The 26,096-nt window shown below is 71.9% G+C and carries 23 protein-coding genes; 6 read left to right on the top strand and 17 right to left on the bottom strand.

Annotation, left to right across the window (positions count from 1 at the left end; all coding sequences use genetic code 11):
• Position 1: 1 nt before the first annotated feature.
• Positions 2-1,066 carry a pyridoxamine 5'-phosphate oxidase family protein gene (locus ACCP09_RS06360; protein WP_433743886.1) on the bottom strand — a complete coding sequence of 355 codons (1,065 nt, stop codon included), beginning with the start codon at positions 1,064-1,066 and terminating at the stop codon, positions 2-4.
• 67 nt (positions 1,067-1,133) lie between these two features.
• Between ACCP09_RS06360 and ACCP09_RS06355 the strand changes: the two genes are divergently transcribed.
• Complete coding sequence (locus ACCP09_RS06355; protein WP_433743883.1) at positions 1,134-1,784, top strand: TetR/AcrR family transcriptional regulator; 651 nt, start codon at positions 1,134-1,136, stop codon at positions 1,782-1,784.
• On the opposite strand, the gene ACCP09_RS06350 is transcribed toward ACCP09_RS06355, so the two are convergent.
• Positions 1,766-2,116, bottom strand: coding sequence for an ArsR/SmtB family transcription factor (locus ACCP09_RS06350; protein ID WP_431906779.1), 351 nt, complete (start codon positions 2,114-2,116; stop codon positions 1,766-1,768). The genes ACCP09_RS06355 and ACCP09_RS06350 overlap by 19 nt on opposite strands.
• Positions 2,117-2,173: 57 nt before the next feature.
• Between ACCP09_RS06350 and ACCP09_RS06345 the strand changes: the two genes are divergently transcribed.
• Positions 2,174-3,541 carry an MFS transporter gene (locus tag ACCP09_RS06345; RefSeq protein ID WP_433743878.1) on the top strand — a complete coding sequence of 456 codons (1,368 nt, stop codon included), beginning with the start codon at positions 2,174-2,176 and terminating at the stop codon, positions 3,539-3,541.
• On the opposite strand, the gene ACCP09_RS06340 is transcribed toward ACCP09_RS06345, so the two are convergent.
• A complete protein-coding gene (locus ACCP09_RS06340; protein WP_433743875.1) occupies positions 3,517-4,452 on the bottom strand; it encodes a helix-turn-helix domain-containing protein in 936 nt (311 codons plus the stop codon). The genes ACCP09_RS06345 and ACCP09_RS06340 overlap by 25 nt on opposite strands.
• Positions 4,453-4,554: 102 nt before the next feature.
• Between ACCP09_RS06340 and ACCP09_RS06335 the strand changes: the two genes are divergently transcribed.
• Positions 4,555-5,574, top strand: coding sequence for a saccharopine dehydrogenase family protein (locus ACCP09_RS06335; protein ID WP_433743872.1), 1,020 nt, complete (start codon positions 4,555-4,557; stop codon positions 5,572-5,574).
• Here ACCP09_RS06335 and betA read toward each other — a convergent pair.
• From betA to ACCP09_RS06320, 3 genes are read right to left on the bottom strand one after another with little or no spacing between them, the layout of a single operon-like run.
• On the bottom strand, positions 5,553-7,211 hold the full coding sequence (gene betA / locus ACCP09_RS06330) for a choline dehydrogenase (RefSeq protein ID WP_433743869.1): 1,659 nt from the start codon (positions 7,209-7,211) through the stop codon (positions 5,553-5,555). The genes ACCP09_RS06335 and betA overlap by 22 nt on opposite strands.
• Positions 7,212-7,222: 11 nt before the next feature.
• The gene (locus ACCP09_RS06325) at positions 7,223-8,743 is read right to left on the bottom strand and encodes an APC family permease (RefSeq protein WP_433743866.1); all 1,521 of its coding nucleotides are present in this window, start codon (positions 8,741-8,743) and stop codon (positions 7,223-7,225) included.
• 45 nt (positions 8,744-8,788) lie between these two features.
• Positions 8,789-10,258 carry an aldehyde dehydrogenase family protein gene (locus tag ACCP09_RS06320; protein WP_433743863.1) on the bottom strand — a complete coding sequence of 490 codons (1,470 nt, stop codon included), beginning with the start codon at positions 10,256-10,258 and terminating at the stop codon, positions 8,789-8,791.
• 149 nt (positions 10,259-10,407) lie between these two features.
• On the opposite strand from ACCP09_RS06320, the gene ACCP09_RS06315 reads away from it, so the two are divergent.
• On the top strand, positions 10,408-10,995 hold the full coding sequence (locus ACCP09_RS06315) for a TetR/AcrR family transcriptional regulator (RefSeq protein ID WP_433743860.1): 588 nt from the start codon (positions 10,408-10,410) through the stop codon (positions 10,993-10,995).
• Between the two features lie 985 nt (positions 10,996-11,980).
• Here ACCP09_RS06315 and ACCP09_RS06310 read toward each other — a convergent pair.
• Both ACCP09_RS06310 and ACCP09_RS06305 read right to left on the bottom strand, forming a co-directional pair.
• Positions 11,981-13,144, bottom strand: coding sequence for an NAD(P)/FAD-dependent oxidoreductase (locus ACCP09_RS06310; RefSeq protein ID WP_433743857.1), 1,164 nt, complete (start codon positions 13,142-13,144; stop codon positions 11,981-11,983).
• Positions 13,144-13,464 carry a bifunctional 3-phenylpropionate/cinnamic acid dioxygenase ferredoxin subunit gene (locus tag ACCP09_RS06305; RefSeq protein ID WP_020419952.1) on the bottom strand — a complete coding sequence of 107 codons (321 nt, stop codon included), beginning with the start codon at positions 13,462-13,464 and terminating at the stop codon, positions 13,144-13,146. The genes ACCP09_RS06310 and ACCP09_RS06305 overlap by 1 nt, the downstream gene beginning before the upstream one ends.
• 120 nt (positions 13,465-13,584) lie before the next feature.
• Between ACCP09_RS06305 and ACCP09_RS06300 the strand changes: the two genes are divergently transcribed.
• The gene (locus ACCP09_RS06300) at positions 13,585-14,373 is read left to right on the top strand and encodes an IclR family transcriptional regulator (RefSeq protein ID WP_433743853.1); all 789 of its coding nucleotides are present in this window, start codon (positions 13,585-13,587) and stop codon (positions 14,371-14,373) included.
• 302 nt (positions 14,374-14,675) lie between these two features.
• Here ACCP09_RS06300 and purU read toward each other — a convergent pair whose 3' ends face one another.
• Positions 14,676-15,524, bottom strand: coding sequence for a formyltetrahydrofolate deformylase (gene purU / locus ACCP09_RS06295; protein WP_378365041.1), 849 nt, complete (start codon positions 15,522-15,524; stop codon positions 14,676-14,678).
• 11 nt (positions 15,525-15,535) lie between these two features.
• Complete coding sequence (locus ACCP09_RS06290) at positions 15,536-16,909, bottom strand: L-serine ammonia-lyase (protein ID WP_433743850.1); 1,374 nt, start codon at positions 16,907-16,909, stop codon at positions 15,536-15,538.
• Between the two features lie 61 nt (positions 16,910-16,970).
• On the opposite strand from ACCP09_RS06290, the gene ACCP09_RS06285 reads away from it, so the two are divergent.
• Positions 16,971-17,645 (top strand): GntR family transcriptional regulator, encoded by a 675-nt coding sequence (locus tag ACCP09_RS06285; protein ID WP_027935247.1) that lies wholly within the window; start codon positions 16,971-16,973, stop codon positions 17,643-17,645.
• 5 nt (positions 17,646-17,650) lie between these two features.
• Here the strand turns inward: ACCP09_RS06285 and folP are convergent, their stop codons facing one another.
• Genes folP through ACCP09_RS06250 form a run of 7 tightly spaced genes read right to left on the bottom strand, consistent with a single transcriptional unit; the run spans position 17,651 to position 26,088 of the window.
• A complete protein-coding gene (folP, locus tag ACCP09_RS06280; protein ID WP_433743846.1) occupies positions 17,651-18,490 on the bottom strand; it encodes a dihydropteroate synthase in 840 nt (279 codons plus the stop codon).
• 7 nt (positions 18,491-18,497) lie between these two features.
• On the bottom strand, positions 18,498-19,337 hold the full coding sequence (locus tag ACCP09_RS06275) for a bifunctional 5,10-methylenetetrahydrofolate dehydrogenase/5,10-methenyltetrahydrofolate cyclohydrolase (RefSeq protein ID WP_433743843.1): 840 nt from the start codon (positions 19,335-19,337) through the stop codon (positions 18,498-18,500).
• The gene (locus ACCP09_RS06270; RefSeq protein WP_433743840.1) at positions 19,334-19,954 is read right to left on the bottom strand and encodes a cyclodeaminase/cyclohydrolase family protein; all 621 of its coding nucleotides are present in this window, start codon (positions 19,952-19,954) and stop codon (positions 19,334-19,336) included. Before ACCP09_RS06270 ends, ACCP09_RS06275 begins: the two co-directional genes overlap by 4 nt.
• A 12-nt stretch (positions 19,955-19,966) precedes the next feature.
• Positions 19,967-22,432, bottom strand: coding sequence for a GcvT family protein (locus ACCP09_RS06265; RefSeq protein WP_433743837.1), 2,466 nt, complete (start codon positions 22,430-22,432; stop codon positions 19,967-19,969).
• Between the two features lie 20 nt (positions 22,433-22,452).
• Positions 22,453-23,040, bottom strand: coding sequence for a sarcosine oxidase subunit gamma (locus ACCP09_RS06260; protein ID WP_433743834.1), 588 nt, complete (start codon positions 23,038-23,040; stop codon positions 22,453-22,455).
• The gene (locus tag ACCP09_RS06255) at positions 23,033-25,810 is read right to left on the bottom strand and encodes a 2Fe-2S iron-sulfur cluster-binding protein (RefSeq protein WP_433743831.1); all 2,778 of its coding nucleotides are present in this window, start codon (positions 25,808-25,810) and stop codon (positions 23,033-23,035) included. Before ACCP09_RS06255 ends, ACCP09_RS06260 begins: the two co-directional genes overlap by 8 nt.
• Positions 25,807-26,088 carry a sarcosine oxidase subunit delta gene (locus ACCP09_RS06250; RefSeq protein WP_017983404.1) on the bottom strand — a complete coding sequence of 94 codons (282 nt, stop codon included), beginning with the start codon at positions 26,086-26,088 and terminating at the stop codon, positions 25,807-25,809. Before ACCP09_RS06250 ends, ACCP09_RS06255 begins: the two co-directional genes overlap by 4 nt.
• Positions 26,089-26,096: the final 8 nt, after the last annotated feature.

The raw sequence follows: 26,096 nt of genomic DNA, 5'->3' as shown, positions 1-26,096 counted from the left end.
CTCAGCGGGGCGGCTCGTCGTAGCCCTCCTTCCGCAGGCCCGAGCGGTAGGTGCGGTCCATCACCCGGCGCAGCAGCCGGGTCGCACCGGGGACCGCCTTGAGCAGGAAGGCGCCGCCCGCGGCCGTCGCCGAGTTCGCGGCCACGTGTTTTCCCGCCACGGCAAGGAGATCCGGCACCGGTGCCCGGTCGACGCCGGGGTTCCACGGCTGCGAGTCCACCACCGCGTTGTTGGCGGCGATCTCGACGTCCTCGACGGTGACGAGGAGTGCCGCGTGCGGCGGCTTTCCGCGCAGCGCCAGCGGCTCCAGATGCGCCGGATCGACGGTGATCGCGCCCCGTCCGCGGACGTGCAGCACCTCGTCGCGCCCCGGGACGAGCGCGGCGAACGACAGCCGGTCGTCCTGCAGCAGGTTGTGCAGCGTGTCGGCGCGCTTGTTGCCCTTCCGGTCCGGGATGACGAGCGTGCGGCCGTCCAGTATCCGCGCCACCGCCTCCCGGTCCCCGCGCGGGCTCGTGTCGCTCCCACCGGAGGAGTCCCAAGTGGACAGCGCGAGGAACGGCGCCGCGGCGAGGAAATCGGCGACCCCGCGCAGCGGACCGTCACCCCCGGGCGCGGCGGACGGCCCGGCCGGATCGCGGGGCTGCCACAGCCTGGACCGGAGGATGGCCTGCGCGCAGTGGACGTAGGCCTCCGTGACGTCGGCGAAGATCCGCTCGCCCTTCCGCTTGGCCACGGAACCGTTGACACGCAACACCTCCCCGACACCCGGCAGGAGGAAGAAGAACGAGATCGCGCCCTGCGCGTCGCCGTCCAGGGTGAACGAGATCCGGGTGGCCGAGTGGACGCGGACGAACCCCGGCGCGCCGCCGAGGAACGTCGTCCGGCTCGCGCCGTCGGCGTCCCGGTAGCCGACGGCCGCGATCGGCGAACGGGCCAGGACGGCCCGGCACCCCTCGTCGAGGGCGGAGATCTGCTTGAGCGTGATCATCGGCGCCGGGCGCCCGACGATGGACTCGACCTCGTCCGCCGTGGTGAGCTGGTGTGGTGCATCAGCGCAGGTCATGCCACTATTCTGAGCAATAGCTCAGCTTTTTGGCTACTCGCTTTTCGCGCCACGAGGAGGATGCGCGATGCCGTCGGACGACCGTCGCCTTCAAGCACGTCGCAAGCCCCGGCAGGTGCGCGCGGAGCTGACCCGCGAGCGCATCCTCACCGCCGCTGCTCACGTTTTCGCCGAGCACGGCTACGCCGCCGGCACCACCAACCGCATCGCCGAGCGCGCCGGCATCTCGATCGGCTCGCTGTACCAGTACTTCCCGAACAAGGACGCCATCCTCGCCGAACTGCTGGTGCGGCACATCGACCGCGGCCGGTGGACGTCCGCCGACCAGCTCGACCTGTCGCCGGGCACGCTGGAAGCGCTGGTCCGGGCTCTCGTCCGGGACGCGATCGACAACCACCGCGACGATCCCCAGCTGCTGCGGATCATGATCGAGCAGGCGCCGGTTTCGCGGGACCTGCTCGACACGATCGACCGGCACGGGAAGATGCGCGTCGGGCAGGTGCGCGACCTGCTGGCCCGTCACCCGGACGTGGGTGTCCGGGACCTGGATACGGCGGCGGAGCTGATCGTGTTCACCGTGGAGACGAACACGCACCGCGCGATGGCCGACCCGCGGACCACCGGGATCGAGGCGCTGGAGAACGAGCTGGTGGCCATGGTGACCCGGTACCTGCGCGGGGACCGCCCCGCACCGGGCGGTCAGGCGGACGTGCGCTGACGGCCCGCCTCCCGGCGGGCGGACTCGATGATCGTGTCCAGCAGGCCGGGGAAGGCGCGTTCCAGGTCGGCCCGGCGGAGTTCGTTCAGCTTCACCGTGCCCCGGTAGTGCTGCCGGATGATCCCGGCCTGCCGCAGGACCTTGAAGTGGTGCGTGCTGGTCGACCGGGTGACGTTGATGTCGAACGTGCCGCACGCCATGTCCTCGCCGGAATCGGCTAGTTGCCGCACGATGCTGCGCCGCACCGGGTCGGTCAGCGCGTCGAGCACGCCCTGCAGCGTGATGTCCTCCGCGGCGGGGTGGTCGTTGATCCGGTCCGTCACGGCACCCATATTACGATGATCGTCGAAGTTTGACCACCATGAAGTTTGATGGCTATCGTACTAACCGTGCGTGACTCCTCTGGTCTGAAACTCGCCGCGCTCGCCACGGGCTTCGTCATGGCCTCGCTCGACGTGACCGTCGTCAACGTCGCGGGCAGCGCGATCCAGCAGCAACTGCACGCTTCGCTGTCCGAGCTCACCTGGATCGTCGACGGCTACGTGCTGGTGTTCGCGTCGCTGCTGATGCTCGCCGGCGGCCTGGCGAACCGCTTCGGTGCGCGGGCCGTCTACCTGGCCGGCATGGCGGTCTTCTTCGCCGCCTCACTCGCCTGCGCGCTCGCCCCCACCGCCGGGGTGCTCATCGCCGCGCGGCTCGTCCAGGGCGCGGGCGCCGCGTTGTTCATGCCGAGTTCCCTGTCCCTGCTGGTGTTCTCGTTCCCCGACAAGCGCCGGCGCACTCGGATGCTGGGGCTCTGGTCGGCGATCGTCGCCACCTCGGCCGCGCTCGGGCCGACCCTCGGCGGCCTGTTGGTAAGCGCTTTCAGCTGGCCCAGCATCTTCCTGCTCAACCTGCCCATCGGCGTCGCCGGCATCCTGCTGACCCGGCGCTGCATCCCACCGGTCGACGGGCGCCGTGTCCGGCTGGCCGTGCCCGGGCACGTCCTGTGGATCGCCGCCCTCGCCGCGCTGAGCTTCGCGCTCATCGAAGGCCCGCGGCTGGGCTGGCTGGCCCGCCCGGTGCTGGCCGCGTACGTGGTGCTCGGCTTCGCCGCTGCCGCGCTCGTCACCCGCGAACGGCGGGCCGAGCACGTGGTCATGCCGTGGAACCTGTTCCGCGGCGCGGGTTTCACCGGCGCGAACCTGGTCGGCTTCGCGTTCAACTTCGCCGTCTACGGCGGCATGTTCATGCTCAGCCTGTACTTCCAGCACGCCCGCGGCGCCGGCCCGTTCCTCGCCGGGCTGGAGCTGCTGCCGATGACGATCTGGTTCCCGCTGGGCAACCTGGTCTACTCGCGCATCGCGGGCCGGATCCCGAACGGGGTGCTGCTGACAGTCTTCCTGCTGGTCGCCGGCGTCGCGTCGCTCGCCATGGCCGGAATGTCGACCGATACGCCGTACTGGGTGCTGGCCGTCGCCGTCGCGGTGGCCAACGTCGGCGCGGGCATCATCTCGCCCGGGATGACCGCCGCGCTGGTCGAGTTCGCCGGGGTGGCACACGCGAACGTGGCGGGCGCCGTGCTCAACGCCAACCGCCAGATCGGCACGCTGGTCGGCGTCGCGGCGATGAGCGTCGTGCTCGGCACCGTCACGGACTGGAACCGCGGCCCCGGCCTGTCCTTCCTGCTCCTCGGCGCCGCCTACCTCGCGGGCGCGGCCGGCGCGTGGTGGCTGATCGCCAGGTCCGAACGTCAGGCGCGGAACGTGCGGCGGTAGGTGTCCGGCGGCACCCCGACCGCGCGGTGGAAGTGGCGGCGCAGCGTCGTCGCGGTGCCCATGCCGGCCGCGGCGGCGATCGCGTCGATGCTGTCGTCCGTGCTCTCCAGCAGCTCCTGCGCGCGGCGGATCCGTTGCGCGAGCAGCCACCGCAGCGGGGTGGTGCCGGTGACGGCGCGGAAGTGCCGCGCCAGGTGCCGTGAGCTCAGGTTCGCCTGGCGGGCCAGGTCCTCCACCGTCAACGGCTGGTCCAGCCGCCGCATCACCCACGGCAGCAGCTCGGCCAGCGGATGGCCGTCGTCCTCCGGCACCGGCGTGCTGACGAACTGCGCCTGCCCGCCTTCCCGGTGCGGCGGCACGACCAGGCGGCGGGCGACCACGTTGGCGATCGCCGAACCGTGGTCGAGCCGGACCACGTGCAGGCACAGGTCCATCGCCGCCGCCTTGCCCGCGGAGGTGAGCACGCGGCCGTTGTCCACGTAGAGCACGTCCGGGTCCAGTTCGATCCGCGGGTAGCGCGCGGCGAGGTCGTCGGTGTGGGCCCAGTGGGTGGTCGCGCGCAGCCCGTCCAGCAGGCCGGCCGCCGCGAGCACGAACGCGCCGGTGCACAGGGACACCACGCGCGCGCCGGACTCGTGAGCCGCGCGCACCGCGTCGACCAGGTCGGCGGGCGGGTCCTCGTCGACGTCGGCCAGCGCGGGGACGATCACGGTGTCCGCCTCGGCCAGCCGGTCGAAACCGCCGTCCGGCTCGACCCGGAACCGGCCGGCCCGCACCGGGCGCGGGCCGCACACGCTGAGGTCGTACCACGGGACGCGCACGGCATCCGGCGGCGAGCCGAAGACCTCGCAGGCCAGCGCCAGCTCGAAGTGCAGCATGCCGTCGGTGGTGGCGACGGCGACGGAGGTCATGTCCGAAAGTGTACGGGTCGTGTCGTTCCGGACACTGGGCAGCGGCGGCCCGGCCGGACAGGATTGTCCGCAGTGGATCACTTCGAGCACGTGGGAGCAGGCATGGGACGGGTTGCGGTGTACGGGGCGTACGGGCACACCGGGCGGTTCGTGGTCGCGGAGCTGCGCGAGCGCGGGCACGTCCCGCTGCTGCTGGGCCGCGACCGGGAGAAGCTGCTGGCGGTGGCGCAGCCGGACCTCGAGGTGCGGCCGGCGCCGGTCGACGACCCGGCTGCCCTGGACCGCGCCCTCGCCGGGGCGGACGCCGTGATCAACTGCGCGGGGCCCTTCGCGACGACCGCCGCCCCGCTGGTCGAGGCGGCACTACGGGCGGGCATCCCGTACGTCGACGTGGCCGCCGAAATCGAGGCGAACGCCGACACCTTCGCGCACTTCGCGGAGCGGGCCGGGGACAACGTGGTCGTCCCGGCGATGGCGTTCTTCGGCGGTCTCGGCGACCTGCTGGTCACCGCCGCCATGGGGGACTGGACAGCGGCCGACGAGGTGCACATCGCCTACGGCCTGAGCAGCTGGCACCCCACCGCCGGAACCCTCGCCGCGGGCGCGGTGTCGCGGCAGCGCCGGGACGACCGGCGCGTCCGCTACACCGGCGGACGGCTGGAGTACCACGACGACGCCCTGCCGGCGCTGGAGTGGGAGTTCCCCGCGCCACTCGGGCCGCAGGACGTCATCGGGGAGTTCAGCATGGCCGACATCGTCGCCGTCCCCACCCACCTGGACGTGCCCGAGGTGCGCACCTACATGACGGCCAAGGCGGCGGCGGACCTGGCCGCGCCCGGCGCCACGGCCCCGTCCGCCGTCGACGAGCGGGGCCGCTCGGCACAGACCTTCGTCGTGGACGTCGTGGTCCGCCGCGGTGCCGAGGAGCGCCGGATCTCCGCCGCCGGGCAGGACATCTACGCGATCAGCGCGCCGCTCGCGGTGGAGGCCGTCGCCCGGATCCTGAGTGGACGGACCAGGGCGACCGGCGTGCTCTCCGCGGGCGCGGCATTCGACGCGCCGGACTTCCTGCGCGCGCTGGCGCCGCACCTGTCGCTGTCTCAGCCGGTGCTGTGCCGGTAGAAGGGCTCCTTGATCGGCGCGAGCGGCGTGTTGCCGAGGATCAGGTCCGCCGCCTTCTCCGCGGTCATGATCACCGGCGCGTAGATGTTGCCGTTGGTGATGTAGGGCATCACCGAGGCGTCCACGACCCGCAGGCCCGCCGTGCCGTGCACCCGCATCGAGCCGGGGTCCACGACGGACATGTCGTCGACGCCCATCTTCGCCGTGCAGGACGGGTGCAGCGCGGTCTCCGCGTCCTTCGCCACCCAGTCCAGGATCTGCTCGTCGGTCTCCACGCCGGGGCCGGGGGAGATCTCGCCGCCGTTGTAGCGGTCCAGCGCGGGCTGGTTGAGGATCTTGCGGGCCACCCGCACGGCCTCCACCCACTCGCGCCGGTCGTTCTCCGTGGACAGGTAGTTGAACCGCAGCGCCGGGTGCCGCCGCGGGTCTGTCGACGTGATCTTCACGCTGCCCCGGGTGTCGGCGTACATCGGTCCGACGTGGACCTGGTAGCCGTGCCCACCGGCGGGCACCGAGCCGTCGTAGCGGATCGCGATCGGCAGGAAGTGGAACATCAGGTTCGGGTAGGCCACGGTGTCGTTGCTGCGCACGAAACCGCCGCCCTCGAAGTGGTTCGTGGCGCCCGGACCGGACCGCAGGAACAGCCATTGCGCGCCGATCAGCGGGCGCTTCCACGTCGCCAGGTGCGGCTGCATCGACACCGGTTCCTTGCAGGCGTACTGGATGTACACCTCGAGGTGGTCCTGCAGGTTCTCACCGACTCCGGGCAGGTCGTGGACCACGTCGATGCCGAGCCGGCGCAGCTCGGCCGCGTTGCCCACGCCCGACAGCTGCAACAGTTGCGGCGTGTTGATCGCTCCGCCGCACAGCACGACCTCCTTGCCGTACACCTCGCGTGGCGCGCTCCGCCCGGTCGAGTACTCGACCCCGACGGCTCGGTTGCCGCGGAACAGGACCTGCGACACGAACGCGCGGGTCTGCACGGTCAGGTTCTTCCGGTGCCGCACCGGGTGCAGGTAGGCGCGGGCGGCGGAGAGCCTGCGGCCGCGGCGCACGTTCCGGTCGAAGGGCGCGAACCCCTCCTGCCGGTAGCCGTTCACGTCGTCCGTGCGTGGGTACCCGGCCTGCTCCGCGGCGTCGAAGAACGCCTGGAACAACGGGTTCGACGCCGGTCCGCGTTCCAGCTCCAGCGGGCCGTCGTGCCCGCGCCAGCGCCCGTCCGGCGGATCGGCGAGGCAGTTCTCCATGCGCTGGAAGTAGGGCAGGCAGTGCGCGTAGTCCCACTGGGACATCCCCGGGTCGGCGGCCCACCGTTCGTAGTCCATCGGGTTGCCCCGCTGGAAGATCATGCCGTTGATGCTGCTCGACCCGCCGAGGATCTTGCCGCGCGCGTGGTAGATGCGCCGCCGGTTCATGAACGGCTCCGGCTCGCTGCGGTAGCCCCAGTCGTAGAAGCGGCTGCCGATCGGGAAGGTGAGCGCGGCGGGCATGTGCACGAACACGTCCCACTTGGCGTCCGACCGGCCCGCCTCAAGCACCAGCACCTTCACCTTCGGATCGGCCGAGAGCCGGTTGGCCAGCACGCACCCGGCCGAGCCGCCGCCGACGATGATGAAGTCGTAGTTCTCGGTGCTCACGTTCGTCCTCCTCAGGAAAGCTCGTCGACGAGCCGGTCGCCACGGTCGGCCTGGTGTTCGGGGAGCGTGCCGAGGCGGTGGCGGCCCCGGAGCCGGAACCACGCCAGGCCGATCGCGGCGACGATCCCGATGAAGATCAGGGCCATCCAGCGCAGCACCCCGCCGCCGTAGATCTGCTCGCGCGGCCACGCCAGGTTCACGGACATCCCGGCGCCCCACAGCACGGCGACGACGTTGACCGGGAGCCCGAACCGCCCGAGCGAGAAGTGCCCGCCCGCGTCCCGGCCCGACCACCCGCCACGCAGCCGCTTGACCAGCATCGGCACCGTCACCAGCAGGTAGGCCAGGTAGATCATCACCACCGCGACGCTGGTGACCGCGGTGAAGATCTGCGGGGTGCCGATGTTGACCAGCAGGATGGCCACCGCGACCGCGCCGATGAGGATCGCCGGGACCACCGGGGTGCCGGTCTTGGCGTTGATCCGGGCCAGCCGCACCCCGAACGGCAGCGCGTTGTCGCGGGCCATCGCGAACATCAGCCGGATGCCGGCGGTGTGCACGGCCAGCGCGCACACCGTGATGGCGACGACGATGCAGCACAGGAACACCTTGCCCAGCGGCCCGCCGAGCACCTGCAGCACGATCAGCTGCAGCCCGCCCGACGACGTGCCCAGCCGCGGATCGGCCAGGTCGGGCGCGGCCATGATGGCGAACAACAGGATCAGCCCGCCGATCACGAACGACGCGATGACCGCGCGCAGGATCGCCACCGGTGCGGTGCGCCGCGGGTTGACCGTTTCCTCGCCCAGTGAGCTCGCCGTGTCGAAGCCGTACATGACGTAGGCGGAGGCGATCGCGGCCACCAGGAACACGCCGGCGTAGCCACCGGTGTGCCCCTCGCCGAGCCCGTGCGTGTCGACGAAGACACCGGGGCCGCGCACGGCGTTCACGGCGAGGATGACGACCAGCAGGACCGCCGCGATCAGCTCGATGAACACGCCGATGCTGTTGATGCGCGCCATCAGCTTCACGCCGAAGGCGTTGACCAGCGTGGTGAACAGGATCAGCACCGCGCCCCAGATCACCGCGGAGATCCCGAAGTCGTGCGCGCCGCTGCCGTCGCCGACCAGCTGGAAGCCGGACCACAGCTGCGGCAGCGTGACCTGGTAGGCCAGCACCACGCTGGCCAGGGTGACCACGGAGGCGGTGAACATCATCCAGCCCGCGAGCCACGACGTGGTGGGCCCGGCGAGTCTCTTCGACCAGTTGTAGACCGAACCGGCGACCGGGTAGCGGGCGGCCAGCTCGGCGAAGCACAGGGCCACCGCGATCTGCCCGACGAAGACCATCGGCCAGGACCACCAGTAGGCCGGCCCGCCGGTGCCGAAGCCGAAGTAGAACAGCTGGAACGTGCCGGTGAGGATGGAGATGTAGCTGACCCCGGCGGCGAAACTGGCGAACTTGCCGATGCTGCGGTCGAGGGACTGCCGGTACCCGAACTCGGACAGTCCGTGGTCGTTGCTGGTGCTCACGCGCGCCTCCTCTTCAGTACTGCGGCGTGGAGAGGGGAGTCCCGGTCAGCCCTTGAACCAGTGCTGCGGCCGGGGATCGATGTTGTGGTAGATGTGCTTGGTCTCGCGGTACTCGTGCAGGCCGGACGGGCCGAGTTCGCGGCCGATGCCGGACTTGCCGAAGCCGCCCCACTCCGCCTGCGGCAGGTACGGGTGGTAGTCGTTGATCCAGACCGTGCCGTGGCGCAGCGCCCCGGCCACGCGCTGGGCGCGGCCGGCGTCGGAGGTCCACACCGCGCCGGCGAGTCCGTAGTCGGTGTCGTTGGCCAGTTCGACGGCCTCCGCCTCGGTGCCGAACCGTTCCACCGTGACGACCGGGCCGAACACTTCCTCGCGCACCACGGCCATGTCGCGGGTGCAGTCGCTGAACACCGTGGGCCGGAGGAAGAAACCGTTGCGCAGCGCGGGATCTTCGGGTCGCGTGCCGCCGGCGCGCAGGGTGGCGCCGTCGGCGATCGCCCCGGCGATGTAGCCCTCGACCTTCGCGCGGTGCTGCTCGGAGATGAGCGGACCGCACTCGGTGTCCGGGTCGAGCCCGTTGCCCAGCCGGATCCGCTCGGCACGCCGGGCGAGCTCGCCGACGAACCGGTCGTGGATCCCGTCCTGCACGATCAGCCGCGCGCCCGCCGAACAGACCTGTCCGGAGTGGATGAACGCGGCGTTGAGGGCGTGGTCGACGGCGGTGTCGAAGTCGGCGTCGTCGAAGACCACGTTGGGGTTCTTGCCGCCGAGTTCCAGCGCCACCCGGCGGACGCCGCGCGCCGCGGCGGCCATGATCTTCTCGCCGGTCGCCAGCCCGCCGGTGAACGACACCAGGTCGACCCCGGGGTGCTCGACCATCGCCGCGCCGACCGCGCCCGGCCCGAGCACCAGGTTCACCACGCCCGGCGGCACACCGGCCTCCTCGGCGAGCGCGACGAGCCGGATGGTGGTCAGCGGGGTGAGCTCGCTCGGCTTGAGCACCATCGTGTTCCCCGCCGCCAGCGCGGGGGCGATCTTCCAGGAGATCTGCAGCAGCGGGTAGTTCCACGGGGCGATCAGCGCGCAGACACCCACCGGCTCGTGCACGACCCGGCTGATCGCGGCCGGGTTGCCGGTGTCCACCACGCGCCCGGCTTCCTGCGCGATCGCCGCTGCGTAGTAGCGGAACACGGCGACCACGTCGTCGACGTCGATGCGGCCCTCGGCGAGGGTCTTGCCGGTGTCGACGGTTTCCGTGCGGGCGATGTCCTCGCGGTCGCGGACCAGCAGGTCGGCGATGCGGCGGAGCAGTTCGGCGCGCTCGCCCGCGGTGGTGCGGCGCCACGGCGAGCCGGGGCGGAACGCCGCTCGCGCGGCGGTGACGGCCCGGTCCACGTCCTCCGGGCCGGCGAGGGCGACCGTCTGGATGACGGAGGCGTCGTAGGGGTTGCGGACGTCGGTGCGGGACCCGTCGCGGCCCTCGGTCCAGTTCCCGTCGATGTACAGGTCCTTCATGAGCCCTTTCCGATGCGGTAGCGGGCAACGCCGGCGCGGAGAATGTGATGCGCGGCACGTCAGTGCGTACATTTGTACATGAGAGTGCGTACGGATGTCCATACTCGTCGGCTACGATCGTGTTAACCGGGAGTATTCGCAGGTGAGGGGTGTGCGCGGTGGTGTCAGGGCAGGCGGCCGGATCGCGCCGGCAGCGTCCCAACGATCCCGGACGGCGCACGAAGATCGCGCGCGCCGCCATCGACGTGGTGGCCGAGCGGGGGATCGACGGGCTGACCCACCGGGCGGTCGCCGCGGCCGCGGGGGTGCCGCTGGGCTCGACGACGTACCACTTCCGGACGCTGGACGACCTGCTCGAGGTCGCGCTGAGCCAGGCGGCCGAGGACAACGTCCGCCGCCTGCGGGAGTGGGAGCGCAGCGTGCCGCCGGACACGGACTTCGCGGCCGCGCTGGCGGAGCTGGTGATGCGGTACGTGCGGGACGAGGGGCCGCACACGGTGGTCGAGTACGACCTCTACGTGGCGGCCATGCACCGCCCCCGGCTGCGCCCGGTGAGCGCGGCGTGGGACGACGCGCTGATCGAGCTGTTCGGCTCCCGGACGGACCCGCTGACCGGGCGCCTGCTCGCCGGACTGTTCTGCGGTCTGCTGATGCAGTTGGCGATCGCGGACGGCACACCCTCTACTTCGGACATCGAGGCGCTGTTCCGCCGCGCGATCGCCGGTCCTGCCTGCTGAGCCGTTACCGGCCGGCGATGAACGGGCCATTCATCGGCGCGCGACTGGCCCACCCGCGAGCCTATGAATGGACCATTCATTGGGGTGCGACATGCCTATCCGCTGGACGGCATGAGTGGACCGTTCATCCACCCGCGACAGACCCCATGGCGGCAGCATGAACGGACCATTCGTCAAGCCATGACGTGCTGACCTGCTCTCAAGGGATGAATGGACCGTTCGTCGCGGCGCCACCGGCCCGCCCGCTTGCGAAGGCGTGAACGGACCATTCATCGACGCGCGACTGGCCCACCTGCGAACCTGTGAACGTACCGTTCATCGAGGCGCGACATGCCCAGCCACACGCGAAGGCATGAACGGACCGTTCATTCACCCACCACAGACCTCGCGGTGGCAGTATGAACGGACCATTCGTCAAGCCATGACGTGCTGACCGGCTGCCAAGGGATGAATGGACCATTCATCGCGGCGCCACCGGCCCGCCCGCTTGCGAAGGCGTGAACGCGTCGTTCATCGACGCGCGACTGGGCCACCGGTGAACCGATGAACGAACCATTCATCGGGGCGCGAGATGCCCACCGGCTCGAAGGCATGAGCGGACCGTTCATCCGCCCACCACAGACCTCGCGGTGGCAGCATGAACGGACCATTCATCAAGCCATGACATGCTGACCCGCTCTCAAGGGATGAATGGACCGTTCATCGCGGCGCCACCGGCGCACCCGTTCGCGAAGGAGTGAACGGGTCATTCATCGACGCGCGACTGGCCGACCGGCGAGCCTATGAACGGACCATTCATTGGGGTGCGACATGCCTATCCGCTGGAAGGCATGAGTGGACCGTTCATCCACCCGCCACAGGCCCCATGGCGGCTGCATGAATGGACCGTTCATCGCGGCACCGCCGGCCCATCCACATGCGAAGACATGAACGCGCCGTTCATCTACCCACCACAGACCCCATCATCACGGCATGAATGGGCCGTTCATACCGGCTCCGGAGCGGCGGCGCGCAGCTCGCGGCGCCAGCGGCCGAACACACTCGGCTGGTTCATCGCGAACACGGCCACCGGGCGGTCGCCCCGCCGGAACACGGCGCTGAACCGGCGCGCGGCCGGGTCGCCGTCGACGACCTCCATCCGGTCGCCGTCGCGGCGGTGGCCCGCGAACTGCAGGCGCGCCCCGTACTGATCGGACCAGAAGTAGGGCGCGCGCGGGCTGGGCAGCTGCTCATGACCGAGCAGGGTCGCCGCGGCGGTGGCCGGTTGCTCGAGCGCGTTGGTCCAGTGTTCGAGCCTGATCTCGGCGCCGGCGAACGGGTTGTGCGCCACCGCGCAGTCGCCGACCGCCACCACCGACGGGATGCCGGTCGCGCACCGGGCGTCCGTCCGCACGCCCCGCTCCGCGTCCAAACCGGACCCGGCCAGCCACTCGGTGTTCGGCACCGCGCCGACCCCCACGACCACGACGTCCGCAGCCAGTTCGCGGCCGTCGGTCAGGTGCACCGACCGCACCCGGTCCGCGCCGGTCAGCCCGGCCACACCGACGCCGGTGATCAGCTCGACCCCGTGCTCGCCGTGCAGCGCCGCGCACACGCCGCCCAGCTCGGCGCCGAGCGGCCCGGCGAGCGGCACGGCCTGCTGCTCGACCACCGTGACCGCCAGGCCGAGCCCGCGGGCGGTCGAGGCCACCTCGGCGCCGATGAACCCGGCCCCGATCACCACCAGCCGCGCGCCCGGGACGAGCTCCGCCCGCAGTGCGATCGCATCGTCCAGGGTGCGCAGGGTGTGCACACCGGCGAGCGGTGAGCCCGGCAGGCGGCGGGCCCGCGCGCCGGTCGCCAGGACCACGCCGTCGCAGACGATCCGCTCGCCCGAGTCGAGCACGATCGTCCGCAGCGCCGGGTCCAGGGTCACGGCCCGCGCGCCCAGGCGCCAGTCCACGTCCAGGTCCTCGTCGTCGCTCTCCAGCGCCAGCTCGGCCGCGGACATCGTGCCCGCGAGGAACTCCTTCGACAGCGGCGGCCGGTCGTAGGGCCGGTGCGGCTCGTCGCCGACGACGACCACCCGCCCGTCGAAGCCGGCCTCCCGCAGCGCGCGCGCCGTGGACAGGCCGGCCAGCGACGCGCCGGCGATGGCGATCACGCGCATCAGACCCCCATCCGCTGCGGCGCGTTGACGTTGACGTAGATCTGCCCGTCGACCACGACGACCTCGTGCGTGCGCACCGGCTTCTTGGCCGGGGGCCCGCTCGGCATTCCGGTGCGCAGGTCGAAGCAGGCGGCGTGCAAGGGGCACTCCACCGCGCAGCCGTCCAGCCAGCCGTCGGCCAGCGAGGCGTCCTGGTGGGTGCAGGTGTCGTCGATCGCGTACAGCGTGCCGTCGACGTTGAACACCGCGATCGGCACTTCGGCTTCGATGCGGACGGCTTCGCCGACGGGGAGGTCCTGGAGAGCGCAGACGGGAATCATGAGGCGGCTCCGTTGTGTAATGCACAACTACACGTGCTATCCGCAACAGAGTGCGGCAGTGCGGGGGGAGCGGTCAAGGCCTGGAAGTGGGAAATTGTGTCATGTGAGTAGAGTTGCGGTATGCGGAACAACGAGCGCTCTACGAACGGGTCCGCGAGTCAGGTCCAGTCGGTGGACCGGGCGATCGCCATCCTGGACATCCTGGCCAGACGGGGCGAGGCCGGTGTCACCGAGATCGCCCAGGAACTGGACGTGCACAAATCCACCGCGTTCCGCCTCGTCGGCGCGCTCGAGGCGTGGCAGCTGGTGGAACAGGTCAGCGAGCGCGGCAAGTACCGCCTCGGGTTCGGCATCGTGCGCCTGGCCGGCGCCACCACGGCCCGGCTCGACCTGTCGCGGGAGAGCCGCGCGGTGTGCGAGCGGCTCGCCGCGGAACTCGACGAGACCGTGAACGTCGCCGTGGTGGACCAGGGTCAGGCGACCAACATCATGCAGATCTACGGCTCGGCGGCGGTGACGGCGCGGAACTGGATCGGCCAGCGCACCCCGCTGCACGCCACCTCCAGCGGCAAGGTCCTGCTGGCCTGGGCAGGCGACGACGACCGGGAGTCCGCGCTGGTCGAGCTGCCCGCGTTCACGCCGAACACCCGCACCGACCGGGACAAGCTCGCCGAGGAGCTCGAGCAGGTCCGCGAGCGCGGCTGGGCGTGCACCGTGGAGGAGCTGGAGGTCGGACTCAACGCGGTGGCCGCCCCGATCCGCGCCGCGAACGGGGACGTGATCGCGGCGCTGTCGGTCTCCGGGCCGGCGTACCGGATGGAGCCATCGTCCTATCCGGACATCGCGGAGAAGATCGTCGCCGGGGCCGAGGAGATCAGCTTTCGCGTCGGCTACCTCGGCCCGCGGTGACGGGTGGCCCGCGGGCCCGCTGTCCATAGTGCGCGGCGCGGCCGGTTCGCGGGCGTTGCCGAATGGCCACGTGCCGGCGGAATGTTCCGGGGCGTCGGCTACCTCGGCCCGCGGTGACGGGTGGTCCGCGGGTCCGTTGTCCATAGTGCGCGGCGCGGCCGGTTCGCGGGCGTCGCTGGATGGCCACGTGCCGGCGGAATGCTCGGGCGCGGCGGTGCCTCGGCATCGCGGCCCGCTCGGGTGCGGCTCGGTGGGCCCGCTGTCCACAGTGCACGGCGCGGCCGGTTCGCGGGCGTCGCGGGTCAGGGGAAGACCACGGTGCTGTTGCCGTTGAGCAGCACGCGGCGTTCGCAGTGCCAGCGGACCGCCCGGGACAGCGCCAGCGCCTCCGCGTCGCGGCCTACCGTTTGCAGTGCGCGCGGGTCGTAGGTGTGGTCGATGCGGATGACCTCCTGCTCGATGATCGGGCCCTCGTCCAGGTCGGGCGTCACGTAGTGCGCCGTCGCGCCGACGAGCTTCACTCCCCGGTCGTAGGCCTGGTGGTAGGGCTTCGCGCCCTTGAACCCGGGCAGGAACGAGTGGTGGATGTTGATCGCTCGGCCGTGCAGCGCCTTGCATAGCTGGTCGGACAGCACCTGCATGTACCGGGCGAGCACCACCAGCTCCGCCTCGTACTCCTCCACCACCTCCAGCAGCCGCGCCTCCGCCTGGGGCTTGGTTTCCGGGGTCACCGGGATGTGCAGGAACGGCAACCCGGCCGCCTCCGCCATCGGGCGCAGATCGTCGTGATTGGACACCACCGCGACGATGTCCGCGCCCAGACTGCCCGCGCGCCAGCGGAAGATGAGGTCGTTGAGGCAGTGACCCTGCTTGGACACCATCACCAGGACGCGCGCGTTGCGGTCCGGGTGGAACGCATACGACATGGCGAAGTCCGCGGCGACCGGCTCGAAACCGCGGGACAGCTCGCCGAGGTCCACCTCGGCGTCCGTGGTGACCTTGGTGCGCAGGAAAAGCCGCTTGCGCACCGGGTCGTCGAACTGCTGGTACTCCTCGATGTTGCCACCATGCTCGACGAGGTAGGCGCTGACGGCATGGACGATCCCGGTCCGGTTCGGGCAGTCCAGGGTGAGCGTGAACGAGCGCGTCATCGGTTGTCTCCTCAGCATTCCACGATGTTGAGAGCCAGCCCGCCGCGGGCGGTCTCCTTGTACTTGTCCTTCATGTCGGCGCCGGTCTCGCGCATCGTCTTGATGGCCTTGTCCAGCGACACGTGGTGGCGGCCGTCGCCGCGCACCGCCATCCGCGCGGCGGTGATCGCCTTGACCGAGGCGATCGCGTTGCGCTCGATGCACGGGATCTGCACCAGCCCGCCCACCGGATCGCAGGTCAGGCCGAGGTTGTGCTCGATGCCGATCTCGGCCGCGTTCTCCACCTGCTCCGGGGTCCCGCCGATGATCTCCGCGAGACCGGCCGCGGCCATCGAGCACGCGGACCCGACCTCGCCCTGGCACCCGACCTCGGCGCCGGAGATCGAGGCGTTCTCCTTGAACAGCGACCCGATCGCCCCGGCGGTGAGCAGGAACCGCACGGCCGCGTCGTCGTCGAAGGCGGGCAGGAACTTGTCCGCGTAGTGCAGCACCGCGGGCACGATCCCGGCCGCGCCGTTGGTGGGCGCGGTGACCACCCGGCCCCCCGCCGCGTTCTCCTCGTTCACCGCGAGGGCGAACAGGGTGACCCACTCCATGGCGTGCAGCGCGTCCGGCTCACCCGAGTCGCGTTCCAGCCGCTCCCGCAGGTCGTTGGCGCGCCGGCGCACCTTCAGCCCGCCCGGCAGCACGCCGCCGGTGTGTGTGCCGCGGTGCACGCACTCGCGCATCACCGACCAGATCCGCAGCAGCCCGGCGCGGATCTCCGCCTCGCCCCGCCAGGACAACTCGTTGGCCAGCATGAGATCGCTGATGCGCAGGCCCGTGTCGCGCGTGTGCGCGAGCAGCCCGTCGGCGGTGGTGAACGGATAGCGCACCGGGGTGGGATCGGGCACCAGCGCCCGGCGGCCGGTTTCGTCCTGGTCGAGCACGAAACCGCCGCCGACCGAGTAGTACTCCCGCCGGTCGAGCACCTCGCCGCCGTCACCGAAGGCCGTGAACACCATCCCGTTGCTGTGGAAGTCCAGCCGCTTCCGGCGGTGCAGCACGATGTCCTCGTCGACGGAGAAGGCGATCCGGTGCTTGCCGAGCAGTGAGATCGCGCCGTCCGCTCTGGCCGCGGTCACCGCGGGCTCGGCGGCGACCGGGTCGACCAGGTGCGGCTGCTCCCCGGACAGCCCCAGCACGACCGCCTTGACGCTGCCGTGCCCGTGCCCGGTCGCGCCCAGCGAGCCGAACAGCTCGCAGCGCAGCCCCGCCGTGCGGGGCAGGAGCCCGGTCTCCGCCAGGCGGGAGCCGAACAGGTACGCGGCCCGCATCGGGCCGACCGTGTGCGAACTGGACGGACCGATGCCGACCTTGAAGAGGTCGAAGACGGAGACCGTCATGGTCCCTCCTGATGTAGGGTTGATATACCAGAATGACGGATCGTGGTTTTCAGCGGATAGGATGGCGTTCGTGACCGTTCGACAGCAGGAACTCGAGGGGCCGCCGGTCTCCCTGGCCGAGCGCGCCTACACGGCGATCCAGGACCGGCTGATCATGCTGGACATTCCGCCGATGGCGCCGATCGACGACACCGCGTTGTCCGCGTCGCTCGGGCTCGGCCGCACGCCGGTGCGGGAGGCGCTCAAACGCCTGGAGGTCGACCGGCTGGTCGTGTCCTACCCGCGGCGCGGCACGTTCGCCACCGGCGTCGACATCACCGACCTGGCCTACATCTCGGAGATCCGCGTCCAGCTCGAACCCCTCGCCGCCCGGCGCGCCGCCGAGACCGCCGGCCCTGGCGTGAAGTCCGAGCTCGCCGAACTCGCCGACGAGGTCGCCGACCTGGACGTGCGGGCGCTCGAACGCACCGAGCTGATGCGCTGCGACCTGCGGGTGCACCGCGCGATCTACCGCGCGGCGGGCAACCCGCACCTGGAGGACACGCTGGTCCGCTACGACAACCTGGCGACGCGCATCTTCTGCCTGTTCCTGGACCGGATGCCGCACTTCGACCGGCACGTCGGCGAGCACACCGCCCTGCTGCGGGCGATCGCCGACGGCGACGCGGACACCGCGGCCGAGCTGGCCCTCGTGCACGTCACCGGCTTCGAGAAGGCGATCCGCGCGATCATCTGACCGGTTCACGGCAGCGCCTCCAGGACCGCGAGGCCGTCGCGCGTGGCGGCGACGTCGTGCACCCGCACGATCTTCGCGCCGCGCTGCGCGGCCAGCACCGCGGCGGTCACCGACGCGACCGTGCGCTGCCCGACCGGACGGCCGGTGACCTGACCGAGCATCGCCTTGCGGGACAGCCCCACCATCACCGGTACGCCCAGCGACCGGAAGGCAGGCAGCGCGCCGAGCAGGGCCAGGTTGTGCTCCAGCGTCTTGCCGAAGCCGAACCCCGGATCGGCGATCACGTGCTCCGCCGGGATGCCGGCCTCCAGGCAGGATTCGATGCGGGCCCGCAGGAAGTCCCGCACCTCGGCGACCACGTCGGTGTAGCGCGGATCGCGCTGCATCAGGTGCGGGGGCCGGAGCATGTGGGTCAGGCACACCGGCACGCCGAGCCCGGCCGCGGCCCGCAAAGCGCCGGGGTGCCGCAGCGCGCGCACGTCGTTGATCATCGCGGCCCCGGCGTCCACCGCGGCACGCATCACGTCGGGGCGGGACGTGTCGACCGAGATCGGCACGTCCACCACGCGGGCCAGCCGGGCGATCACCGGCACCACCCGGTCCAGCTCCTCGGCCGGGGTGGGCGGACGGGCACCGGGCCGGGTGGACTCACCACCGACGTCGAGCAGGTCGGCTCCCTCGGCCGCCAGCCGTTCCCCGTGCTCGACCGCGGCCGCGTGGGAGTGGAAGAGGCCGCCGTCGGAGAACGAATCCGGCGTCACGTTCACGATGCCGCAGACCAGGGTGCGTGGCTCGGTCAGCAGCTCCGGCACCGGTGTCCGGACGGCGAGGGGGTTCCCGGTCATGACGGTCCTAACGGGACGCTGCGGTGATGGTGTGCCGGAGGAGGAGCGCGGTGGTCACCGGCCCGACCCCGCCCGGCACCGGCGTCAGCGCCGCGACGCGGCCGGACAGCGACCGCGCGTCGGCGTCCCCGGCGAGGCCGCCGTCCGGGGTGGGGTTGGTGCCCACGTCGACGACCACCGCGTGCGGGGCGACGTGCTCGGCGGTGATCAGTCCGGCCCTGCCGACGGCCACCACGAGGACGTCGGACTCCCGCGTGCAGGCGGCGAGGTCCGCGGTGTGGCGGTGGCAGATCGTCACGGTCGCGTCCCTGGCCAGCAGCAGCTGCGCCGCGGGCTTGCCGACCACGGTGGAGCGGCCGACCACCACGGCGCGGCGCCCGGCCAGGGGTACCGCGTAGTGGTCGAGCAGCGCCAGTACCGCCGCGGCCGTCGCCGGCGGGTGCGCCGGCAGACCGGCGGTGAGACGGCCGAGCGACAGCGGATTCGCGCCGTCGACGTCCTTGGCCGGGTCGATGGCGGTGGCCAGCTCCTCCAGCCGGGCGTCGCCGGGCAGCGGGGTCTGCAGGATGATCCCGTGCACCGCCGGATCGGCGCTGAGCCGCGCCAGCTCGGCGGTGATCCCGGCCGGGGTGGCGGCCGCGCCGAGGTCCACGACATCGCACTGCACACCGCTGCGGGCCGCGGTCTTGGCGATCGAGCGCACGTACCAGGCGCTGGACTCGTCGTCGGTGGCGACCACGACGGCCAGGCGGGGGTGCACGCCCCGCTCGGACAGGGCCGCGGCCTCGGCCGAGACCTCGGCCCGGATGTGCCGACCCAGCTCGGTTCCACTGAGGACGGCCGTCATCGCATGATCCGCTTCCGCACGGCGGTGGTCACGTCCTCGGCGCGGGCGATCGCCTGGTCCACGGTGGCGATCGCCGCGGTCAGCTCGTCGCGGGCCGGGCCCTCGCCGATGCCGGACAGGTTGATCTCGACGTTCACCCTGGCCGTGGACAGCGCCGCCCGCGCCGCGTCGGCCGCCGCGGCGACGTCGCTGATCACGTTGCGGTTGCCGATCGGCTGGAGCCGTTCGGTGAGGTTGACGATCTGCTTGGCGACCGCGATGACGCGGGCCGGGACCCGCCCGGCCTCCACCAGTGCCGCGCCGATCGCCCGCGACCGGGCCACCTTCTCGCGCTCGGTGGATTTCGGCAGCGCGTAGGCGCGGGTGACGGCCTGGAAGGCGGCCGCGTCCTTTTCGGCCAGTGCCAGGGCGAGGGCGCGCAGATCGTCGGCGTTGGCCCGGATCTGCGCGATCGCGTCGGCGTCCTGCCGGTACTTTTCGCCGTCGCTGTACCGGGCCACCATCGCGACCAGCGCCGCACCCTGGGCGGCGTGCAGCGCGGCGGTCGCGCCGCCGCCCGGGGCGGGCACCCGGGCGGCGAGCGCGTCGAGGAACGCTTCGAGGGTGGATGTGCGCATCGGTGTCCGTCCTCAGCGCCGGATGCGCAGCATCTCGGGGTCGACCAGGGGTTCGGCGGCCACGGTGGCGCGCACCCGGCGGCCGAAGTAACCGATCTCGACCGCCGTGCCGGGCGTCGCGGCGGCGGGCAGCCACGCGTAGGCGATCGGCACGCCCAGGGTGTGCGCGAACGCGGCCGAGGTGACGTACCCGGCGGGTTCGTCGTCGAGGAACACCGGCTCCGCACCCAGCACCACGCTGCGGCCGTCGTCGATCGTCAGGCACGACAGCCGGCGCGTCACGGTCTCGTCGGTGACCTCGGCGATCGCGTCCCGGCCGACGAAGTCGCCCTTCTGCTTGCGCACCGCGAACCCGAGCCCGGCCTCGTACGGGTTGTGCTCGGTGGTCATGTCCGCGCCCCACGACCGGTAGCCCTTCTCCAGTCGCAGGCTGTTGAACGCGGCGCGGCCCGCGGCGATCACCCCGAGCGGGCGGCCGGCCTCGAACAGCACGTCCCACAGCCGCTGCCCGTACTCGGCGCTGGTGTAGATCTCCCAGCCGAGTTCGCCCACATAGGACAGTCGCATCGCGGTGACCGGGATCCCGGCGATGTGCGCGGGCATGCAGCGGAAGTACTTCAGCGCCTCGTGCGAGAAGTCGTCCCGGCTCAGCGGCTGCACCAGGTCGCGCGCCAGCGGACCCCACACGCCGATGCAGCAGGTGCCACCCGTGATGTCGCGGACCTGCACGTCACCGCCTGCCTCGGACCGGAAGTAGGCCAGGTCGAGGTTGCCGTTCGCGCCGACCTGGAAGCGGTCCTCGCCCAGCCGGGCCACCGTCAGGTCGCTGCGGATCCCGCCGGCTTCGTCCAGGGCGAGCGTGTAGGTCACCGAGCCGACCGACTTGTCCATCTTGCCGGTGGTGAGCCGGTCCAGGAACGCCAGCGCGCCCGGCCCGGACACCTCCAGGCGCTTGAGCGGGGTCATGTCGTAGAGGGCGACCGCGGTGCGGGTCTGCCACGCCTCGGCCGCGGCGATCGGGGAGTGGAACATCGCCGACCACGCGTCCCGCGACGGCGGCTGCCACTCCGGCGGCAGGTCCTTGACCAGGTGCGCGTTCGCCTCGTACCAGTGCGGCCGCTCCCAGCCGTGCGCTTCCAGGAAGAACGCGCCGAGTTCCTTCTGCCGCGCGTGGAACGGGCTCACCCGCAGGTCCCGCGGCGACAGCTTCGGCTGCAGCGGGTGCACCACGTCGTAGATCTCCACGAAGTTGCGCTGCGCGGTCTCGTCGACGTAGGCCTCGGTGGTCTCGATCTCGTCGAACCGGTGCACGTCGCAGCCGTGCAGGGCGATCTCGCTGCGGCCGTCGACCAGCAGCTGCGCGACCGAGCGCGCCACGCCGGAGGAGTGCGTCACCCAGACCGCCTCGGCGATCCAGAACCCGGCGACGTCGGGCGACTCGCCGATCAGCGGGCCGCCGTCCGGGGTGAAGGAGAAGATCCCGTTGAACCCGGTCTCGATCTTCGCCGACCGCAGCGACGGCAGCAGCTGCCTGCTGTGCTCCCAGGAGGGCGCGAAGTCCTCCTCGGTGAACGGCAGCATCGACGGCATCGCCGCCTCGGTCAGGTCGTCGTCGGAGACCTCGGGCAGGTCGGACAGACGCACCGGCATCGGGCGGTGCGCGTAGGAGCCGATGCCGAGGCAGTCGACGTGCTCGCGGTAGTACAGGTCGCGGTCCTGGTGCCGCAGGATCGGCAGCCCGGCCTCGGTCAGCTCGTCGTTGCGCCCCACCAGGTCCGCGACCTGGCCGGTGCGCACGTACTGGTGCGCCAGCGGCAGCAGCGGCACCCGCATGCCGACCATCTCGCCGATCGCCTGACCCCAGAACCCGGCGCAGGACACCACGATGTCGGCGGGGAAATCACCGGCGGTGGTGCGCACGCCGGTGACCCGTCCGCCGGTGTGGGAGATGCCGGTGACCCGGACGCTGCCGCGGAACTCGGCGCCGCGGGATTCGGCGCGCCGCCGCAGGGCCACGACGGCGCGCGCGGCCTTCGCGAGCCCGTCGGTCGGGGTGTGGAACCCGCCGAGGATCTGCTCGGGGTCGAGCAGCGGGTGCAGCCGCGCGCACTCCTCGGGGCCGACGACTTCGCCGGGCACGCCCCACGAGGTGGCCCAGCCCTGCTTGCGGTGCAGGTCGGCCAGGCGCTCCGGGGTGGTGGCGACCTCCAGGCCGCCGACCTGGTTGAAGCACCAGGCGCCGTCGACGTCGAGGCTCGACAGCTTGTTGACGGTATAGGTGGCGAACTCGGTCATCGTCTTCGACGGGTTCGTCTGGTACACCAGGCCCGGCGCGTGCGAGGTCGAGCCGCCGGTCAGCGGGAGCGGACCCTGGTCGAGGACCGTGATCCGGGTCCACCCGCGCTCGGTCAGCTCGTCGGCCAGGTTCGCGCCGACGATGCCGGCGCCGATGATGACAACCCGGGGTGTGGTGCTCATCGTGGTCTCCTGTCTGTGGTCTACGAGGTGGCCCCGGCGGGCTGGAACTCCAGCGCCGCGTCGAGGAGCCAGTCGGCGAGGTATCCGGCGAACGAGGGCCGCACGAACACGCGGAAGTCCTCGCCCGCGCCGAGCGCGAGCAGCAGCACCGGGGCCTGTCCGAGCGTGGTCTGCGCGGCGCTCCCGGCGGGGAACGCCAGCGGGTGCAGGTCGAGCGCGCAGCCGGTGGCCAGGACGTCCCGCGCGTGCCGCCCGCTGACGCGGATTCCGGTGCGCTGCGCGGAAACGTCGGTGGCGGCCCCGCCGCGCGGCCGCACCACGGCGCCCAGCCGCGCTTCCAGCTCATGCCCTTGCGCGGCGGTGCTGGTGACCAGCCACTCGTCCGGGCCGAGCCAGACGACCTGCCCGTCGGCGGCGTAGACCCACGTGTTGGGCTCGGTGGGCAGCGGGGTGCCGAGCACGTCCGCCGGTGGCGTGACGCGCAGGTCGACCGCGGCCACCGTCGGCTCGGCCTCCAGGTTCAGGCCGGGCACGTTGCGCGACGCGGCGGCCAGCGACGGGATCCACTGCTGCAGCGGATGCGTGGGGTAGAGGCGGGGGTCAGCCATCGCGGCGTGCTCCTTCCGGGTCGACCAGCACGATCCCGCCGATCTCGGCGGGCACCAGGGCGCCGTCGACCGGGACGTGGACGGTGTCGCCGATGCGCGACTGCCCGCCCTTGACCAGGGCCAGCGCGAACGGACGGCCCAGCTCGGCGCTGTGGTAGCTGGAGGTGACGTGGCCGAGCATCGGCACCGGCGGCGGGGGCAGGGTGCCGTCCGGGCGGAACTCCACGACCTGGGAGCCCTCCGGCAGTCTGGTCCGGGCGTCGGCAGGCAGGAGCGACACCAGCTGCTTGCGCTCCGGGTTGGTGTTCTCCGGGCGGGAGAACGAGCGCTTGCCGACGAAGTCCCGCTTCTTCTTCGACACCGCCCAGCCCAGGCCGAGATCGTGCGGGCTGACGGTGCCGTCGGTGTCCTGCCCGACGATCGGGTAGCCCTTCTCGGCGCGCAGCACGTGCATGGTTTCCGTGCCGTACGGGGTGATGTTCCAGCGCGCGCCGGCCGAGAGCAGGCGCAGCCACATCGCCCTGGCGTACCACGAGTTCACGTTGACCTCGAAGGCCAGCTCACCGGAGAACGAGATGCGGGCGATGCGCACCGGCACGCCGTCGACCTCGGTGTCCTGCCAGGACATGAACGGGAACGCCTCGTTGGACACGTCCAGGTGCGGGAAGGCCGCGGCGATCACGTCGCGCGAGCGCGGCCCGACAACCGGGAACACCGACCACTGCTCGGTCACCGAGGTCAGGTGCACGCGCAGGTCCGGCCACTCGGTCTGCAGCCACTCCTCCATCCAGTCCAGCACGCGCGCCGCGCCGCCGGTGGTGGTGACGACCAGGAACCGGTCCTCGGCCAGGCGCAGCACGGTGCCGTCGTCGAACACCATGCCGTCGTTGCCGCACATGACGCCGTAGCGCACGCGCCCGACCTTGAGCGTGCTCATCATGTTGGTGTAGAGCCGGTCGAGCAGCTCGGCGGCGTCCGGGCCCTGCACGTCGATCTTGCCCAGGGTGGAGCCGTCCAGGATGCCGACCCCGCCGCGGACCGCGGCGCACTCGCGCAGCACGGCGGTGTCCATGTTCTCGTGCGGCGCCGGGTAGTAGCGGGCCCGCTTCCACTGCCCGACGTCCTCGAACACCGCCCCGGCCGCGACGTGCCAGCTGTGCAGCGAGGTGATCCGCTCGGGGTCGAACAGCTTCCCGCGCTCGCGCCCGGCCAGCGCGGCGAACGCCACCGGGGTGTAGGGCGGGCGGAACGTCGTGGTGCCGGTGTCCTCGACCGGTTTGCCGAGCAGCTCGGCGACGATGCCGGAGGCGATCACCCCGGACGTCTTGCCCTGGTCGTGGGCGGTGCCGATGGTGGTGTAGCGCTTGATGTGCTCCACCGACCGCAGCCCGGCGCCCACCGCGCGCTCGATGTCGGCGACCGTCGCGTCGCGCTGGATGTCCACGAACTGGCGGGCCGGGTCGCCCTCGGTGCGCCACAGCACCAGCGGCGCCGTCTCCGGCTCCGCGGGCGTGGCAGGTGCGTCGTCCCCAGCGCCGTCGCGCAGACAGCCGGCGAGGTCGAACGTGCCGTTCGCGGCACCGATCACCGACACCCTGGGAACCGGCTCGGCCGGGCGGAAGGCGCCCAGCGCGGGGTCGTACCGCAACGCGCCGCGGACGTGGCTGAACAGGTGCGCGGCGGGGTTCCAGCCACCGGAGGTCAGGAGCAGGTCGCATGGCAGCGACTCGGCCTTGCCCGCGGTGACCGTGTCCACGCCGGTGATCCGGACCTCGCCGGTGGTGCCGACGACGGCGCTGCCCGGCCGCACGGCGATCGACCGTTCCCGGCACAGCGCGGCCCAGTGTTCCGGCGCGTCCGGGCGGGCGTCGAGGACGGTGACCCGCGCCCCGGCGTGCTCCAGGTCGAGCGCGGCGGCGTAGGCGGAATCGTTGGTGGTGAACACGACGACCTCGCGCCCGGCGAGCACGCCATAGCGGTGCAGGTAGTCGCGTGCGGCAGAGGCGAGCATGATGCCCGGCCGGTCGTTGTCGGCGAACACCAGCGGCCGCTCGTGTGCGCCGGTCGCGACCACGACGTGCCGGGCGCGGATCCGGTGCACCCGCTGGCGGGAGAGGTTGCGCGGCGCCGCGGTGCCGAGGTGGTCGGTGCGCCGTTCCAGCGCCAGCACGAACCCGTCGTCGTACTGCCCGAACGCCGTGGTGCGCTGCAGGTGCAGCACCTCCGGGGCGGCGGCCAGCTCGGCCACCACCTCGGCGACGAACTCGCGCGACGGCCGCCCGTCGATCACCTCGGTGCCGGTCAGCGAACCACCCGCGTCGGCCCGGTCGTCGACGAGCACGACCCGTTCCCCGCGCCGCGCCGCGGACCGCGCGGCCAGCAACCCGGCCGGGCCCGCCCCGACGACGAGCGTGTCGCAGTGCGTGTGCTTGCGGTCGTACCGGGCGGTGTCGGCCACCTCCGCGAGCCGTCCCTGCCCGGCGAGCCCGCGCGCGACGAGCCCGTCGGTCAGCTCGACGGTCGCGGCGAGCAGCATCGGCTCCGGGAACGGCTCCTCGATCTGCACCAGCCCGGTCGGGTCCTCCACCCACGCCGCGCCGATCCCGCGCGGGCGGCCGAACTTCACGCTCGTGCCCACCGCGTGCACGCCCTGCGCGAGCAGCGCCGAGGCCAGCGTGTCGCCCGGGTGGCCGGTGTAGGCAACCCCGTCGAAGGTGAACGCGACGGTGCGGGTGCGGTCGATCCGGCCGTAACCCTTGATGCGGCTCATGACGCCACCTCCGGTGCGGACTGGCCCATCGGGTACACGGCCAGGAACTCGTAGGTCCGGGTGTCGCGGACCGCGTTGAACCAGCGACGGCAGCCGGCGGCGTGGCTCCAGCGTTCGGCGAACGGGCCCTTGGGGTTGTCGCGGAAGAAGACGAAGTGCGCCCACTCCTCGTCGGACAACGCGGCGGGGTCGTCCGGGTAGGCGAGGTGGGCCTGGCCGCCGTAGTGGAACTCCACTTCCTCGCGCGGCCCGCACCACGGGCAGGTGATGAGTTGCATGCGTGGCT

It is taken from the genome of Amycolatopsis sp. 3B14, from assembly GCF_050958625.1.
GTDB classification, from domain to species: domain Bacteria; phylum Actinomycetota; class Actinomycetes; order Mycobacteriales; family Pseudonocardiaceae; genus Amycolatopsis_E; species Amycolatopsis_E thermoflava.
Note: the sequence above shows the minus strand (reverse complement) of the source record. Positions and strands in the feature narration are given on the sequence as shown.

Coding starts and splice junctions, on each gene's coding strand:
- ACCP09_RS06360 (WP_433743886.1), bottom strand. CDS start 1,066: ATGACCTGCGCTGATGCACCACACCAGCTCACCACGGCGGACGAGGTC.
- ACCP09_RS06355 (WP_433743883.1), top strand. CDS start 1,134: ATGCCGTCGGACGACCGTCGCCTTCAAGCACGTCGCAAGCCCCGGCAG.
- ACCP09_RS06350 (WP_431906779.1), bottom strand. CDS start 2,116: ATGGGTGCCGTGACGGACCGGATCAACGACCACCCCGCCGCGGAGGAC.
- ACCP09_RS06340 (WP_433743875.1), bottom strand. CDS start 4,452: ATGACCTCCGTCGCCGTCGCCACCACCGACGGCATGCTGCACTTCGAG.
- ACCP09_RS06335 (WP_433743872.1), top strand. CDS start 4,555: ATGGGACGGGTTGCGGTGTACGGGGCGTACGGGCACACCGGGCGGTTC.
- ACCP09_RS06320 (WP_433743863.1), bottom strand. CDS start 10,258: ATGAAGGACCTGTACATCGACGGGAACTGGACCGAGGGCCGCGACGGG.
- ACCP09_RS06310 (WP_433743857.1), bottom strand. CDS start 13,144: ATGCGCGTGATCGCCATCGCCGGCGCGTCGCTGGCCGGCCTGTCCACG.
- ACCP09_RS06305 (WP_020419952.1), bottom strand. CDS start 13,464: ATGATTCCCGTCTGCGCTCTCCAGGACCTCCCCGTCGGCGAAGCCGTC.
- ACCP09_RS06300 (WP_433743853.1), top strand. CDS start 13,585: ATGCGGAACAACGAGCGCTCTACGAACGGGTCCGCGAGTCAGGTCCAG.
- purU (WP_378365041.1), bottom strand. CDS start 15,524: ATGACGCGCTCGTTCACGCTCACCCTGGACTGCCCGAACCGGACCGGG.
- ACCP09_RS06290 (WP_433743850.1), bottom strand. CDS start 16,909: ATGACGGTCTCCGTCTTCGACCTCTTCAAGGTCGGCATCGGTCCGTCC.
- ACCP09_RS06285 (WP_027935247.1), top strand. CDS start 16,971: ATGGCGTTCGTGACCGTTCGACAGCAGGAACTCGAGGGGCCGCCGGTC.
- folP (WP_433743846.1), bottom strand. CDS start 18,490: ATGACCGGGAACCCCCTCGCCGTCCGGACACCGGTGCCGGAGCTGCTG.
- ACCP09_RS06275 (WP_433743843.1), bottom strand. CDS start 19,337: ATGACGGCCGTCCTCAGTGGAACCGAGCTGGGTCGGCACATCCGGGCC.
- ACCP09_RS06270 (WP_433743840.1), bottom strand. CDS start 19,954: ATGCGCACATCCACCCTCGAAGCGTTCCTCGACGCGCTCGCCGCCCGG.
- ACCP09_RS06265 (WP_433743837.1), bottom strand. CDS start 22,432: ATGAGCACCACACCCCGGGTTGTCATCATCGGCGCCGGCATCGTCGGC.
- ACCP09_RS06260 (WP_433743834.1), bottom strand. CDS start 23,040: ATGGCTGACCCCCGCCTCTACCCCACGCATCCGCTGCAGCAGTGGATC.
- ACCP09_RS06255 (WP_433743831.1), bottom strand. CDS start 25,810: ATGAGCCGCATCAAGGGTTACGGCCGGATCGACCGCACCCGCACCGTC.
- ACCP09_RS06250 (WP_017983404.1), bottom strand. CDS start 26,088: ATGCAACTCATCACCTGCCCGTGGTGCGGGCCGCGCGAGGAAGTGGAG.